The following is a 13,969-nucleotide window of genomic DNA, read 5'->3' on the forward strand; positions in this document are numbered from 1 at the left end:
ATAGGTGCCGGGAAGGCAGTGAATCCTAAATCTTCGCCGGAACCTATCGCCTATTTATTAATGAAGCCTTTGTAATGGCGTTTAATCAATTGGCTCTCAATCTGCTTCATAGTATCCAATGCCACACCAATAACAATCAGCAGTGCAGTACCGCCGATTCTTACCTCCTTAGGCAATCCGGACAAAGCACCGAAGAACATCGGCAATACAGAGATTAAAGCCAAGAACAGCGCACCGGACATCGTCAGGCGTGACATTACTTTGGTCAAATACTTCTCTGTAGCTTTACCAGGACGGATACCAGGAATATATCCACCGTTCTTCTTCATATTCTCAGCCATCTGTTGCGGATTCATTTGGACGAACGTGTAAAAGAACGTGAATCCAATAATCATCACTACATACAGAAGTATACCGAGCGGAGCATCCATTGCCATATACTTGGCAATCCATTTCGCCCAGTCATGTGTAGACCAGAAACTGGAGAGAACCACTGGAAACTGAAGTAGTGATACTGCAAAAATAACGGGAATTACACCTGCAGCATTAATTTTCATCGGAATGTGGGTGTTTTGTCCACCGTACATTTTGTTCCCGACTACTCGTTTAGCATATTGTACAGGTATCTTACGAATACCCTGCTGCACGAAGATGACTCCTGTAATTATCGCAACAACCACAATGAGCACAATAACGACTTTAAGAATATTTAGGAACACCTGATCCGGCTGAATAAAGCTTGATTGTGCCGTACTCGTGATATATCCCGGTATGGCAGCGACGATTCCAGCAAAAATCAGGATTGAAATCCCGTTTCCTATTCCCTTTTCAGTGATCTGTTCACCAAGCCACATCAGGAAGGATGTACCTGCCGTTAAAATGATGGCAATCAACAGGTAGTCCGCAAAGGTTGCATTAGGAATCATATCTGCATTATAGATCCGGTTAAACCCTATTGAAGTGGCAAAGCCTTGGATCAGAGCCAATACTACTGTGCCGTACCGGGTAATCTGCGCCAATTGCTTTTTCCCGTGCTCCCCTTGTTTAGCCCATTCAGCAAACTTAGGGACAACATCCATCGACAATAACTGCACGATGATGGATGCTGTAATGTACGGGTAAATACTGATCGCAAATATCGAGAAGTTTTTGAGCGCACCACCTGAGAAGGTGTTCAATAGACCCATCAAAGCGTCGCCGCTCTGATTTGCTGTTTCCAACACTGCTTTGTTTACACCAGGAACCGGTACAAATGAACCTATGCGGTAGATGATCAGAACAAACAGGGTAAACAGGATCTTTTTGCGCAAATCTTCAACATGCCAGATATTCTTAAGCGTCTTGAACATTAGATCACCTCGGTTTTACCGCCGGCAGCCTCGATTTTCTCCACCGCAGATTGAGAGAACTTATTAGCTTGTACAGTCAATTTAACGGATAATTCGCCATTACCAAGAATCTTAATACCGCTCTTCGAATTCTTGACAACGCCAGTTTCAAGCAACAATGCTGGAGTAACTTCTGTTCCTTCTGCAAAGTTGTTGAGATCTTCAAGGTTCACAATCGCGTACTCTTTACGGGTAGGATTGATAAAACCACGTTTAGGCAGACGACGATAGAGTGGGTTTTGACCCCCCTCGAAGCCCGGACGAACACCACCGCCGGAGCGGGAGTTCTGACCTTTATGACCGCGGCCGGACGTTTTACCGTTTCCGCTACTAGGACCGCGACCCACGCGATTGCGTTCTTTACGGGAACCCGGAGCCGGAGCAAGTTCATGTAACTTCATCGTTTGCACCTCCTTATGTCTGTTAATTTATACGAGGCATTTTAGCCTTCGATTTCTGTAACTGCTATTAAGTGACCCACTTTATTGATCATTCCGCGAATCGCAGGAGTATCATTGTGAACCACGGACGAGTTGATTTTACGCAGGCCGAGCGTCTTTACGGTAACACGCTGTGTTTCCGGACGTCCGATTACGCTGCGAACGAGGGTAATTTGCAATTTTGCCATTGACGTTCCCCTCCTTAACCGCGCAATTCTTCGACAGATTTGCCGCGAAGTTTCGCGACCTCTTCAATACGCTTCAGGCGGGAAAGTCCCTCCAAAGTTGCATTGACCATATTCATGGAATTCGAAGAACCCAAAGATTTTGTCAAGATGTCGCCAACGCCCGCCAATTCCAGTACTGCACGAACTGGACCACCTGCGATAACACCAGTACCTTCTGATGCTGGCTTCAGCAGCACGCGTCCTGCGCCGAAATGTCCAGTAACCAGATGCGGAATCGAAGTTCCTACGATTGGAATGTGAATCAGGTTTTTCTTGGCGTCTTCAATGCCTTTACGGATGGCATCCGGTACTTCGCCAGCTTTACCGATTCCAGCACCGACGTAGCCTTTGCCATCGCCGACAACAACCAGTGCGCTAAAGCTGAAACGGCGTCCGCCTTTTACAACTTTAGCAACGCGGTTAATGTGTACAACTCTTTCTGTCAGCTCTAAACTGTTCGGATCTACACGCAAGTCGTTAACCTCCTTTTAAGAATTATTCTAGAACTCAAGACCAGCCTCGCGAGCTGCATCAGCTAATGCTTGAATTCGTCCATGGTACAAATATCCACCGCGGTCAAAAACAACCACTGCATATCCTTTTTCTTTAGCGCGCTCAGCGACCAATTGGCCGACTTTGCTTGCAGCTTCAACGCTGCCGCCATTGCCGATTGTAGCGCTCAAATCTTTATCAAGTGTGGAGGCGGATACGATTGTAGTACCTGTCACATCATCGATTAATTGAGCGTAGATGTGTTTCGAAGAACGGAACACGTTCAAACGCGGACGCTCAGTAGTACCCTGGATTTTCTTACGAACACGCAGGTGTCTTTTGAGGCGAGCCTTGTTTTTATCGTCTTTTGTAATCATGACTTTCCTTTCACTCCCTTCAGTTGCCGCAAAGGCAGCTTCACTTTAAGATGCACGGGGTATCTTACAATTAAGGATTAGTCGGTTATTTCTTCTTACCGGCTTTACCTTCCTTGCGGATGATACGCTCGCCTTCATATTTAATACCTTTACCCTTATACGGCTCCGGTTCACGTACGGAACGAATTTTGGCAGCATAAGCGCCAACGCGTTCTTTGTCGATCCCTTTAACAATGATCTTCGTGTTCGCAGGAACTTCGAACTCGATGCCCGGTTCCGGTGAAATTTCAACCGGATGGGAGTAGCCAACGTTCAGAACGATCTTGTCTCCGGATTTGCTGGCACGATATCCGACCCCAACCATCTCCAAAGATTTCGAGAATCCTTCAGTCACACCGCTTACCATGTTGTTGACAACGGAGCGGGTTGTGCCGTGAAGTGAACGATGCAATTTGTTATCCGACGGGCGAACAACGGTGATTTCGTTATTTTCAATCGTAATCTTCATGTCTTTATGAAGCTCACGAGTCAAAGAGCCTTTAGGACCTTTTACTGTAATCACGGTGTTATCCAAAGTGACATCTACACCGCTAGGTACTGCAATTGGTTTGCGACCAATACGAGACATGTGTTGCACCTCCTTATCTTGTGACGTTTATTACCAAATGTAGCAGACAACTTCTCCGCCAGATTTAGATTGACGAGCTTCTTTATCGGTCATTACTCCCTTAGATGTGGAGACAATCGCGATTCCTAGGCCGCCGAGTACACGAGGCACTTCGTTGCTCTTCGTGTATACGCGAAGGCCTGGTTTACTGATTCTTTTCAAGCCTGTAATTACACGCTCTTGGTTCGGGCCGTATTTCAAGAAAATACGGATAATCCCTTGTTTGCTATCCTCAACATATTCCGCATCACGGATGAAACCTTCACGCTTCAAGATATCGGCGATTTGTTTCTTCATTGTCGAAGCAGGCATTTCTACGGTTTCGTGACGCACTGTATTGGCGTTACGAATACGAGTAAGCATATCTGCAATAGGATCAGACATAGTCATGTGTGTAAACCTCCTTCCCGTTTATAAACTTCTTACCAACTTGCTTTTTTGACGCCAGGAATCTGGCCTTTATAAGCTAACTCACGGAAACAAATTCTGCAAATTTTGAACTTTTGCAGTACCGAATGTGGACGACCACAACGTTCGCAACGTGTATATGCACGTACTTTAAACTTAGGCGTACGTTGTTGTTTAACTTTCATCGAAGTTTTTGCCACTTTAGCCTGACACCTCCTAAACAGTTTCGGAGAAATGGATGAACCGACCTTATTTCGCGAAAGGCATTCCCAGCTGACCGAGCAGCTCGCGGGATTCCTCATCCGTCTTTGCAGTCGTTACGATAACGATGTCCATACCGCGGACTTTATCAACCTTATCATACTCGATTTCGGGGAAAATCAATTGTTCTTTCAAACCAAGTGTGTAGTTACCGCGACCGTCAAACGCTTTGGTCGAAACACCGCGGAAGTCACGTACACGTGGAAGAGTTACGTTGAACAATTTGTCCAGGAAGTAGTACATACGCTCTCCGCGCAGTGTTACTTTAACCCCAATCGGCATGTTCTCGCGCAGTTTGAAACCGGCGATGGATTTCTTGGCTTTGGTGATTACCGGCTTTTGACCAGCGATCAGTTGCATGTCATTTACTGCAGCGTCAAGCACCTTGGAGTTTTGAACAGCGTCACCCACACCCATGTTGATGACAACCTTCTCGATCTTAGGCACTTGCATTACAGTCGTATAGTTAAACTTCTGCATCAACGCAGGCGTAATTTCATTCAAAAAACGTTCTTTCATTCTTGCTGCCATGAAGATTTAACCTCCTTTCTTTAAGGCTATATTAGTCGATAATTTCTCCGGATCTTTTAGCTACCCGAACCTTCTTACCGTTGTCCAATACTTTGTAACCGATACGGGTTACTTTACCGCTCTTCGGATCGATGTGCATTACGTTGGACACATGAATCGAAGCTTCTTGCTCAATAATTCCACCCTGTGGGTTCAGCTGGTTCGGCTTTTGATGTTTCTTCATCATATTTACGCCTTCTACCAGAACGCGGTTTTCACGAGGATAAGCAGCGATGACACGGCCTTTTTTACCTTTGTCTTTCCCGCTGATCACAAGTACCACGTCGTCCTTCTTCACATGCAGTTTATTGTTATGGGATTCCAGAACTTTTTTCACTCTAGGCATTTATTACACCTCCTATAACACTTTTTGGGGCACGATCAAATCTTCTGGGGCCCCCGAAAAGTACTCGGAATCAGCTTCGAAGCCATTCGTCACTTTTTGGGGTAGTTTTTAGATAACTTCCGGTGCCAAGGAAACGATCTTCATGTAGTCCTTGTCGCGAAGTTCGCGAGCAACTGGCCCGAAGATACGTGTTCCGCGCGGGCTTCTGTCGTCTTTAACAACAACAGCTGCGTTTTCGTCGAATGCGATGTAAGATCCATCTTTACGGCGTACGGAACGTTTTGTACGAACAACAACCGCTCTAACAACATCACCTTTTTTGACAACGCCGCCTGGTGTTGCTTGTTTTACGGAACAAACGATCAGATCACCGATTGCTGCTGTACGACGTCCAGTACCACCCAGTACGCGGATACACATCAGTTCCTTCGCACCAGAGTTGTCAGCCACATGCAAACGTGTAAATGGTTGAATCATTATTATTTCCTCCTTCCGGAAAAAGTTTACAGAACATCTTAGATGATAACCGCTTTTTCAATCACTTCAACCAGTCTCCAGCGTTTGTCCTTGGAGAGTGGACGAGTTTCCATAACTTTTACGGTATCGCCGATTTTAGCAACGTTTTCCTCATCATGTGCTTTGAATTTCTTCGTAGACTTGATGCGTTTGTGGTACAGGTTATGCTTTTTATAGGTTTCAACAGCAATTACAACGGTTTTATCCATCTTGTCGCTGACCACTTTACCGATTAGCACTTTACGTGCATTACGTTCTTCGCTCATAGTTAGCCTCCTTCCTGAATACGGATGGTTAGATCCGTCTCACTTAACTAATCCCAAGTACTCTTTGATGAATAACGGTTTTAGCACGAGCTATTTCCTTACGCACATCACGTATCCGAGTAGGGTTATCCAGTTGGCCTGTTGCCAATTGAAAACGGAGATTGAAAAGCTCTTCTTTGAATCCAGCGATCTTTTGTTCAATCTCAGCAGTGGTTAAGTTGCGAAGTTCATTAGCTTTCATTTGCTTCACCACCCAATTCTTCACGTTTCACAAACTTAGTCTTGATCGGCAGCTTGTGTGCGGCAAGACGCATTGCTTCACGAGCGATTTCTTCGGACACGCCTCCGAGTTCGAACATAATCTTGCCCGGTTTAACTACGGCTACCCATTTCTCAACGTTACCTTTACCACTACCCATACGAACCTCAAGAGGCTTTTGAGTAATTGGCTTATCAGGGAAAATTTTGATCCATACTTGACCGCCACGTTTGATGTAACGAGTCATTGCAATACGGGCAGCTTCGATCTGACGGTTGGTGATCCAGGACGGCTCCAAAGCTTGCAGGCCGAATTCGCCGAAGTTTAGTTCCGTACCGCCTTTTGCCATACCCTTCATGTGACCGCGTTGTTGCTTGCGGTGTTTAACGCGTTTTGGTACCAACATGATTAGTTGCCTCCTTCCTGAGCAGCTTGTTTCTTAGCTGGGGGAAGAACTTCTCCACGGTAGATCCATACTTTTACGCCGATAAGGCCATAAGTTGTATGTGCTTCAGCCGTTCCGTAGTCGATATCGGCACGAAGCGTATGAAGTGGAACTGTTCCTTCGCTATAACCTTCTGAACGGGCAATCTCAGCGCCGCCAAGACGTCCGCCAACTTGAGTTTTAATTCCCTTTGCGCCCGAACGCATTGTTCTTTGAATCGCTTGTTTCAACGCACGACGGAACGATACACGACGCTCCAATTGTTGTGCGATGCTCTCAGCAACAAGAATCGCATCCAGCTCAGGGTGTTTAATTTCATTGATATTGATGTGAACTTTTTTGCCACTGGCGATTGCAGTAACTGCGCTGCGAAGTACTTCTACTTCAGCTCCGCCTTTACCAATAACCATACCAGGCTTCGCGGTGTGAATGGTAACATTCACGCGGCTTGCCGCTCTTTCAATTTCAATGCGGGAAACAGCGGAATCCTTCAACTTACCTTTAAGGTATTCGCGGATTCTGACGTCTTCCATTAAAAGAGTACCGAAATCTTTGCCTGCATACCATTTAGATTCCCAATCGCGAATAATCCCGATCCGGAGTCCGACTGGATTTACCTTTTGACCCACGTGTTATCCCTCCTTATTTCTCAGCTACCACTAATGTAATGTGGCTTGTGCGTTTGTTAATCCGGCTTGCACGACCCATCGCGCGTGGACGGAAACGTTTCATTGTTGGACCTTGGTTAACGAAAACCTCGCTAACGAACAAGCTGTTCACGTCCAGAGAATAGTTATGCTCAGCATTCGCAATCGCCGAGTTAAGCAATTTCTCAACAACCGGTGAAGCGGATTTCGGAGTGTGGCGAAGAATTGCGATTGCTTCCCCCACTTGCTTTCCGCGAATCAAGTCAACAACCAGTTTCGCTTTACGAGCGGAAATCCGCACTGATCTTGCATGTGCTTTTGCTTCCATTGTTTTCCCTCCTCTCAAACGAAGACCTTTTAATTATCTTCTTGTTTTCTTATCGTCACCCGCGTGGCCTTTGTAAGTACGTGTTGGCGCGAACTCGCCCAACTTGTGACCTACCATATCTTCCGTTACGTATACAGGCACGTGTTTGCGGCCATCATATACACCAAACGTATGTCCGATAAACTGAGGGAAAATGGTTGAGCGGCGTGACCAGGTTTTTACTACCACCTTTTTCTCCGCCTCGTTCAATGCCTCAACTTTTTTCAGCAGGTAGCCATCAATAAATGGTCCCTTTTTTAAACTGCGACCCATGTGTGAATCCTCCCTTCATCAACTGTTCAAGCCGCGAATCGACGCTTCGCGCTATATACTGCTAGAAGCGTCTTATTTCGTGCGGCGACGAACGATATATTTATCAGAAGCTTTGTTTTTCTTACGCGTTTTGTAGCCAAGGGTTGGTTTGCCCCATGGAGACATTGGGGATTTCCGTCCGATTGGAGCGCGTCCTTCGCCACCACCGTGAGGGTGATCGTTCGGATTCATAACAACCCCGCGAACTTCAGGACGACGGCCAAGCCAGCGACTGCGACCAGCTTTACCGATCTTAATCAATTCGTGATCTTCGTTACCTACGGATCCAATTGTTGCACGACATACGCTCAAAATTCTGCGAACTTCACCGGATGTCAAACGAACGGAAACGTATTTTTCTTCTTTACCTAGCAATTGAGCTTCTGTACCAGCAGCACGAACAAGCTGTCCGCCTTTACCTGGTTTCAACTCAATATTGTGGATAACTGTACCAACTGGAATGTTCGCCAGTGGAAGACTGTTACCAATTTTGATGTCAGCCGCAGGGCCGGACTCAATCTTATCCCCAACTTTAAGGCCTTTAGGAGCGATGATGTAGCGTTTCTCTCCATCAGCATAGTGGATCAAAGCAATATTGGATGTGCGGTTCGGGTCATACTCGATCGTAGCAACGCTACCTGGTATGCCATCTTTTGTCCGCTTGAAGTCGATAATACGGTATTTACGCTTGTGTCCGCCGCCGTGGTGACGAACCGTAATTTTACCTTGGTTGTTACGTCCCGCATGTTTGAACAGCGGCGAAAGCAACGATTTCTCAGGCTGGTTTGTTGTGATTTCTTCAAACGTAGATACGGACATGCCGCGTCTTGCCGGAGAGGTCGGTTTGTACTTTTTGATTGGCACTGTATTCCCTCCTTACTTCACAGAGTTTTATTCTACCGCTTCAAAGAATTCAAGCGGCTTACTGTCCGGGCTAAGCTTTACGATGGCTTTCTTCCACTCCGGGGTATAACCGGAATATTTGCCATAACGCTTCAGTTTGCCAGGTACACGCATTGTGTTCACATTAGTTACTTTAACTTTAAAGATAGCCTCAACAGCTTGTTTGATTTCGGTCTTGTTAGCACGGATATCCACTTCAAAAGCGTATTTCATTTCGCTCATGTATTCGGATGTGCGTTCCGTAATCACCGGACGTTTAATTATATCACGAGGATCTTTCATTACGCGAACACCTCCTCTACCTTCAGAACTGCTTCCTTGGTGATGATCAGTTTGTCGTACGTCAGTACGTCAAGAACATTAATGCCGTCAGCCGCTACGAATTTCACCCCAGGGATGTTACGAGCGGATAATGCTACGTTATCATCATAACCAACAGCTACGATCAACGCTTTGCGATCCACTTTCAGGTTGTTCAAGATTGCCGCGAATTCTTTCGTCTTCGGAGCGTTCAGTGTCAAGCTATCCAATACGATGATGTCATTCCCAATAACTTTCGAGGACAACGCGGATTTAATAGCCAAACGACGAACCTTCTTAGGCAGTTTCCAGGAATAGCTGCGTGGTGTTGGTCCGAAGACAACGCCGCCGCCTTTCCATTGTGGTGAACGAATGGAGCCTTGACGAGCACGACCTGTACCTTTTTGTTTCCAAGGCTTGCGTCCGCCGCCACGTACTTCAGAACGTCCTTTAACTTTATGTGTACCGCGACGAAGGGAAGCTCTTTGCATAAGCGCAGCTTCATGCAGAACGTGTACATTCGGCTCAATACCGAATACTGACTCGCTCAATTCAACTTCGCCCACTTCGTTGCCACTAATATTAAAAAGTGTTACTTTTGGCATTTCATGTTCCTCCTTTCTTCAATTATTTCTTAACGGTTTGTTTAACTTTCACGAAGCTGTTTTTAGGGCCTGGAATAGCGCCTTTAACCAGCAATACGTTGCGTTCTACATCAACTCTGATGATTTCAAGCTTTTGAACCGTTATGGTCGTGTGACCCATATGTCCTGGCAGGCGTTTGCCTTTAGGAACGCGGTTAGCTTGGATGGAACCCATGGAGCCCGGTCTTCTGTGGTAACGCGAGCCGTGTGCCATTGGTCCGCGGCTTTGTCCCCAGCGCTTGATAACGCCTTGGAAGCCTTTACCCTTAGATGTACCAGTTACGTCAACAAATTCGCCCTCAGCGAAGATATCAGCCTTCAGCTCTTGTCCAACCTCGAGTGACCCGAGGTCAACACCGCGAATTTCGCGAACGTAGCGCTTAGGTGTTGCATTTGCCTTTTTGGCGTGACCCTGTTCAGGCTTGTTAGAGCGATTTTCTTTTTTATCAGAAAAGCCTAATTGCACTGCTTCATATCCGTCGATAGTCAGGTCTTTCTTTTGCAGTACCACACAAGGACCAGCTTCGATAACTGTAACCGGAATTACATTACCTTCAGCAGTAAACACTTGAGTCATACCGAGTTTTTTTCCTAAGATACCTTTCAATGTTGACACCTCTTTTCTTTTTCCAGTTCTTAAATAAATGAATTACAATTTGATTTCGATATCTACACCGGACGGTAAATCCAAGCGCATCAAGGCATCCACAGTTTGTGGTGTTGGATTCACAATATCGATCAAACGTTTGTGAGTCCGCATTTCAAACTGCTCACGGGAATCCTTGTACTTGTGCACCGCACGGAGAATAGTAATGATTTGTTTCTCAGTTGGCAGCGGGATCGGCCCGGATACACCAGCACCCGAACGTTTTGCTGTTTCAACGATCTTCTCTGCGGATTGATCAAGAATTCTGTGGTCGTATGCTTTCAAGCGAATACGAATTTTTTGCTTTGCCATTTTAGTCCCTCCTTCTATCGCCCAATTTGGTATCGGACATACTCCGCGAAAATTTTCTGACCTCGCCTCCATGGCAAAGGAGCCGGGTGTGTCAGTAACCTCTCACATCATCGCAACGTCTCAGAACAACATTTATTATTATATATAATATTGGGCACTATTGCAAGTCATAAATAAAACAACGCATGATTTTTTCATACGCTGCTTTTTACTAACCTATTTGTCTTATAAACTAGCTGAAGCAGATCGAAAATACTCCGCTGATGCTGCTGTTTGAGCTGTCGTCGAACCAATTCCTTCTATAGTATGGATCAGCGATTTGATCTCTTCCTCAACCGTAACAATTTCCTGCGTACTGCTCTGCATGGAGTTCACTATATCAGAGAATAACCGGCTTGTTTCAACAGATTGGAATTTCCCGCTCTTTGTAAGCTCCTGAACCGTACGGATCTCATTTACAACCTGCGTTGTAAGTTTACCTGATTTATCAGTTAATTCACCAATAAGTACTACGGTATTCTTGGTATCTTCAGCAAGCCTGCTGACCTCTTGAGCCACAACACTGAAGCCTCTGCCATGTTCTCCTGCTCTTGCCGCTTCTATCGCAGCATTGAGTGACAGGATCTTGGTCTGATTGGCGATATCTTGCACAGCACTCACTATTTTAAGAATTTGGCTTGACGATCTGCTTAGTTCTTTCACGGACTGCTCCATCTCATTCGTGCTCTCATAAATACGGCTGATCTGCCCGCTCAGTTCGCTAAGCTGATCTCGTCCCTCTCTGGCCAAACCTTGTGACTCCAGTGCGGAGGAGGCTGTGCGCTGAAAGGTGTGATTTACCTCATTACTGCTGGCCACCAACTGCTCAACAGCAGCATTTGTGTCGATGCTCAGATCCACTAGTTCTCCGCTGAACTCCGCTATTTTTTGTTTCAGTTCATTTTTTACGATTTCGTATTGTTCTTCCTTTTCACGGATGTTTTCTTTCTCATAAGCTTCCAGGACAAGTTGTTGTTCCAAATTAAGGAGCTTCGTTACTGTCTGAACCACTCCAAGACGTTCTACGTCATTATTCGTCTCATTGTAGATCACTCTAATGAAAACATTCTGCAGGTTCTGAAAAGCTGATAAATACCATTTAGGTTCGAGTCCGACCTTCTTATGGATCCTTGCAATAACAAGCCGTTTCGCTACGTATTTCTCATCTACATTACCATCAAAAATTTCAATGAGATGATCACGAAGAGTTTTTTTCAATCTATCTATAGTACTGTGTTCAATAATTATGGCTTCCAGCTTACCAACACCAAGAACCGTATTGTAGAATTGATCAGTGATGTAGTCGATGTTGCGTTCTATCGCCGGCTTCATCTTACGCAGTAAATTTAAGTCCTCTTCGGTAAGATCAATCATTTTCATTTGCTCATTAAGCTCACTATGACCTTCTAGAGTGTGATAGGACGCATCCCCTAAACTGGAAGTACCGTTGGTGCTGAAGATATGAGCGGCGGAAGAATCCACGTTTTTTTTCTGTGGTGCTAAAGCATGCATAAAAGCAAAAGGACATTTCCCCATAATACCACTCCTTAGTAATTAAGATTTATGTTGAATAATGTAGAAATTTAATGAAGAACTTAATGATTGTCAGATGATGTCGAACCTTAGCGAATTTTTTATCTTATTTATATCATCGGTTGATTTGTCCACTCTATGTATATATAAAACCACAAATTTAAAATATTTTTAATAGGTTTGCATCAGCAAAAATACCGCTTCACTCCAAATTGGAATCAGGCGGTATTGAGAACAATGCATATCCAGTTAGACAACTCCACCATTACTTGCACCAGCCATATGCAGCAGAGATGGAAGGTCCATTATACGGACCACTCTTTTACTTACCGAGATGAGTTTCTGTTCCTCCAATTGGCTGAGCTTCCGGCTGAGCGTTTCCGCAGTAGTACCGATCATGGCGGCAATCTCTTTTTTGGAGGCTGGCAGAGTCACACCTCTCTTCGAGGGATTCTTGTCATAAAAATAGAGGAGTATCTTAGCCAGCCGCTTGTCCACTTCCAGCATGTGCAGGGCTGCCGCCCAATCTTCCGCATGGTGCAATTGTTCACTCAACGACATCAAAAAGTTATATGCCAGTGCAGCATTGCTTTCAAGCAAAGGTATAAAGTGTTTGCGGTGCAACCGGCATATCGTACCGCTCTCGATCATCTCCGCATTCACTTCATTCCGCTTATTTTGCAACAAAGCGAACTGTCCAAAATAATCCCCAGGGAATAAAAAACGTATTACATGCTCTTTCCCTTCCTGATTGCATTGTGTCAGCTTTATCAGTCCATTATTCAATACAAATAGAGAATCGCCCTTCTCTCCTTCCCTAAATACGAAATTCCCTTTAATGTACTCACTGGACTCTACAATACTCTCGATTCGGGTTATTTCTGCATCAGAGAGCCCATTGAATACAGGTACACGGCGCACACAAGAGTCTGAATGACAGCATTTGGAGCACTCCATCCCCATCCCCCTTCCTTTCAGGCTGCTTTCCTTTACCTTATCAACGATAGCTGCTTAGCCTCGTGATTGCAGTCACAGCTATTTATATTAAATTGATTTAAATCAAGGATTTCTCCTTGACGTTCTGACACAATACAGCTAAAGGTAATTAAGCAAATAGGAGGGATAAATCATATGTTGCCTTATTCGTTTGAAGATATGAAGAAAATCGAGAGGAGTGTTCTGGGTGATACGGTTCCGCTTGAATTATTCCGGACGATCCGCTTAATTGGCATGAGCCAGGGATTGCCCTTGGGCGGCAAAGGTACGACTGTTACCATTGGCCGGAAAATTGGTGCCAGCTTGCCTGCAGCGTCTGTGGAGGAACTACTTCACTTGTTTGTGGATCTGAAAATCGGCATTCCGCGTATAATCCATCAGGATGAGCAAAGAATTAATATTGCAGTGGATGATTGCTTCTGCAAAGGCCTGCCGCTTTTGGAAGATGAGAAAATGATCTGTGATCTGGAAGGGGCGATCATGGAAGGAGCGTTATGCAAAATTATGAACCGTAAAATCTCTGTGAAGGAGATTAAATGCAATGCTACAGGCCATGAGTATTGTGAATATGAAGTAAGACTGTAATCTTCCACCTAAGGAGGGAATAA

General features: G+C 45.2%; 25 protein-coding genes. 1 reads left to right on the top strand and 24 read right to left on the bottom strand.

All coding sequences use genetic code 11. From position 1 onward, the window contains the following. Nucleotides 1–50: 50 nt before the first annotated feature. The 24 genes from secY to PaeBR_RS21520 form a co-directional block, all read right to left on the bottom strand. Nucleotides 51–1,349, bottom strand: a complete 1,299-nt coding sequence (secY, locus tag PaeBR_RS21405; RefSeq protein WP_410512474.1) for a preprotein translocase subunit SecY — start codon at nt 1,347–1,349, stop codon at nt 51–53. Then, a complete protein-coding gene (rplO, locus tag PaeBR_RS21410; RefSeq protein WP_410512475.1) occupies nt 1,349–1,789 on the bottom strand; it encodes a 50S ribosomal protein L15 in 441 nt (146 codons plus the stop codon). Before rplO ends, secY begins: the two co-directional genes overlap by 1 nt. A 41-nt stretch (nt 1,790–1,830) precedes the next feature. After that, complete coding sequence (rpmD, locus tag PaeBR_RS21415; protein WP_410512476.1) at nt 1,831–2,016, bottom strand: 50S ribosomal protein L30; 186 nt, start codon at nt 2,014–2,016, stop codon at nt 1,831–1,833. Between the two features lie 14 nt (nt 2,017–2,030). After that, a complete protein-coding gene (gene rpsE / locus PaeBR_RS21420) occupies nt 2,031–2,528 on the bottom strand; it encodes a 30S ribosomal protein S5 (RefSeq protein ID WP_091072774.1) in 498 nt (165 codons plus the stop codon). Nucleotides 2,529–2,555: 27 nt separating this feature from the next. Beyond that, nucleotides 2,556–2,924 (bottom strand): 50S ribosomal protein L18, encoded by a 369-nt coding sequence (gene rplR, locus PaeBR_RS21425; RefSeq protein WP_410512477.1) that lies wholly within the window; start codon nt 2,922–2,924, stop codon nt 2,556–2,558. Nucleotides 2,925–3,009: 85 nt separating this feature from the next. Next, a complete protein-coding gene (gene rplF / locus PaeBR_RS21430) occupies nt 3,010–3,552 on the bottom strand; it encodes a 50S ribosomal protein L6 (protein ID WP_410512478.1) in 543 nt (180 codons plus the stop codon). A 30-nt stretch (nt 3,553–3,582) separates the two neighbouring features. Further along, the gene (gene rpsH, locus PaeBR_RS21435; RefSeq protein ID WP_036652964.1) at nt 3,583–3,981 is read right to left on the bottom strand and encodes a 30S ribosomal protein S8; all 399 of its coding nucleotides are present in this window, start codon (nt 3,979–3,981) and stop codon (nt 3,583–3,585) included. A gap of 32 nt (nt 3,982–4,013) precedes the next feature. Then, the gene (locus PaeBR_RS21440) at nt 4,014–4,199 is read right to left on the bottom strand and encodes a type Z 30S ribosomal protein S14 (RefSeq protein ID WP_013312154.1); all 186 of its coding nucleotides are present in this window, start codon (nt 4,197–4,199) and stop codon (nt 4,014–4,016) included. Between the two features lie 49 nt (nt 4,200–4,248). Beyond that, nucleotides 4,249–4,791 carry a 50S ribosomal protein L5 gene (gene rplE, locus PaeBR_RS21445; RefSeq protein ID WP_036680558.1) on the bottom strand — a complete coding sequence of 181 codons (543 nt, stop codon included), beginning with the start codon at nt 4,789–4,791 and terminating at the stop codon, nt 4,249–4,251. 31 nt (nt 4,792–4,822) lie between these two features. Next, on the bottom strand, nt 4,823–5,176 hold the full coding sequence (gene rplX, locus PaeBR_RS21450; protein ID WP_410512479.1) for a 50S ribosomal protein L24: 354 nt from the start codon (nt 5,174–5,176) through the stop codon (nt 4,823–4,825). 108 nt (nt 5,177–5,284) lie between these two features. Beyond that, the gene (rplN, locus tag PaeBR_RS21455) at nt 5,285–5,653 is read right to left on the bottom strand and encodes a 50S ribosomal protein L14 (protein WP_036680556.1); all 369 of its coding nucleotides are present in this window, start codon (nt 5,651–5,653) and stop codon (nt 5,285–5,287) included. A 38-nt stretch (nt 5,654–5,691) separates the two neighbouring features. Then, entirely contained in the window at nt 5,692–5,958 is a 267-nt protein-coding gene (gene rpsQ / locus PaeBR_RS21460; protein WP_410512480.1) for a 30S ribosomal protein S17, read from the bottom strand. 43 nt (nt 5,959–6,001) lie between these two features. After that, nucleotides 6,002–6,199, bottom strand: a complete 198-nt coding sequence (gene rpmC, locus PaeBR_RS21465; RefSeq protein WP_019908232.1) for a 50S ribosomal protein L29 — start codon at nt 6,197–6,199, stop codon at nt 6,002–6,004. Further along, nucleotides 6,189–6,623 carry a 50S ribosomal protein L16 gene (rplP, locus tag PaeBR_RS21470; protein ID WP_036652954.1) on the bottom strand — a complete coding sequence of 145 codons (435 nt, stop codon included), beginning with the start codon at nt 6,621–6,623 and terminating at the stop codon, nt 6,189–6,191. The genes rpmC and rplP overlap by 11 nt, the downstream gene beginning before the upstream one ends. 2 nt (nt 6,624–6,625) lie before the next feature. Further along, a complete protein-coding gene (gene rpsC, locus PaeBR_RS21475; protein WP_410512481.1) occupies nt 6,626–7,291 on the bottom strand; it encodes a 30S ribosomal protein S3 in 666 nt (221 codons plus the stop codon). 13 nt (nt 7,292–7,304) lie between these two features. Then, nucleotides 7,305–7,637: a 50S ribosomal protein L22 gene (gene rplV, locus PaeBR_RS21480; protein WP_410512482.1), complete on the bottom strand. Its 333-nt coding sequence runs from the start codon at nt 7,635–7,637 to the stop codon at nt 7,305–7,307. A gap of 33 nt (nt 7,638–7,670) precedes the next feature. Beyond that, complete coding sequence (rpsS, locus tag PaeBR_RS21485) at nt 7,671–7,949, bottom strand: 30S ribosomal protein S19 (protein WP_410512483.1); 279 nt, start codon at nt 7,947–7,949, stop codon at nt 7,671–7,673. A 72-nt stretch (nt 7,950–8,021) separates the two neighbouring features. Beyond that, entirely contained in the window at nt 8,022–8,852 is an 831-nt protein-coding gene (rplB, locus tag PaeBR_RS21490) for a 50S ribosomal protein L2 (protein WP_410512484.1), read from the bottom strand. 27 nt (nt 8,853–8,879) lie between these two features. Beyond that, complete coding sequence (gene rplW, locus PaeBR_RS21495) at nt 8,880–9,173, bottom strand: 50S ribosomal protein L23 (RefSeq protein WP_410512485.1); 294 nt, start codon at nt 9,171–9,173, stop codon at nt 8,880–8,882. Further along, nucleotides 9,173–9,796 carry a 50S ribosomal protein L4 gene (gene rplD / locus PaeBR_RS21500; protein ID WP_410512486.1) on the bottom strand — a complete coding sequence of 208 codons (624 nt, stop codon included), beginning with the start codon at nt 9,794–9,796 and terminating at the stop codon, nt 9,173–9,175. Before rplD ends, rplW begins: the two co-directional genes overlap by 1 nt. Nucleotides 9,797–9,818: 22 nt before the next feature. Next, nucleotides 9,819–10,442, bottom strand: coding sequence for a 50S ribosomal protein L3 (rplC, locus tag PaeBR_RS21505; RefSeq protein WP_410512487.1), 624 nt, complete (start codon nt 10,440–10,442; stop codon nt 9,819–9,821). 42 nt (nt 10,443–10,484) lie between these two features. Next, nucleotides 10,485–10,793, bottom strand: a complete 309-nt coding sequence (gene rpsJ / locus PaeBR_RS21510; protein ID WP_005544556.1) for a 30S ribosomal protein S10 — start codon at nt 10,791–10,793, stop codon at nt 10,485–10,487. A gap of 225 nt (nt 10,794–11,018) precedes the next feature. Next, entirely contained in the window at nt 11,019–12,368 is a 1,350-nt protein-coding gene (locus PaeBR_RS21515; protein WP_410512488.1) for a protoglobin domain-containing protein, read from the bottom strand. Nucleotides 12,369–12,614: 246 nt separating this feature from the next. After that, on the bottom strand, nt 12,615–13,286 hold the full coding sequence (locus PaeBR_RS21520; protein ID WP_410512489.1) for a Crp/Fnr family transcriptional regulator: 672 nt from the start codon (nt 13,284–13,286) through the stop codon (nt 12,615–12,617). Between the two features lie 210 nt (nt 13,287–13,496). Between PaeBR_RS21520 and PaeBR_RS21525 the strand changes: the two genes are divergently transcribed. Beyond that, on the top strand, nt 13,497–13,946 hold the full coding sequence (locus tag PaeBR_RS21525) for a V4R domain-containing protein (RefSeq protein ID WP_410512490.1): 450 nt from the start codon (nt 13,497–13,499) through the stop codon (nt 13,944–13,946). The last annotated feature ends 23 nt before the right edge of the window (nt 13,947–13,969 follow it).

Source organism: Paenibacillus sp. BR2-3 (assembly GCF_046529485.1).
GTDB lineage: Bacteria > Bacillota > Bacilli > Paenibacillales > Paenibacillaceae > Paenibacillus_AQ.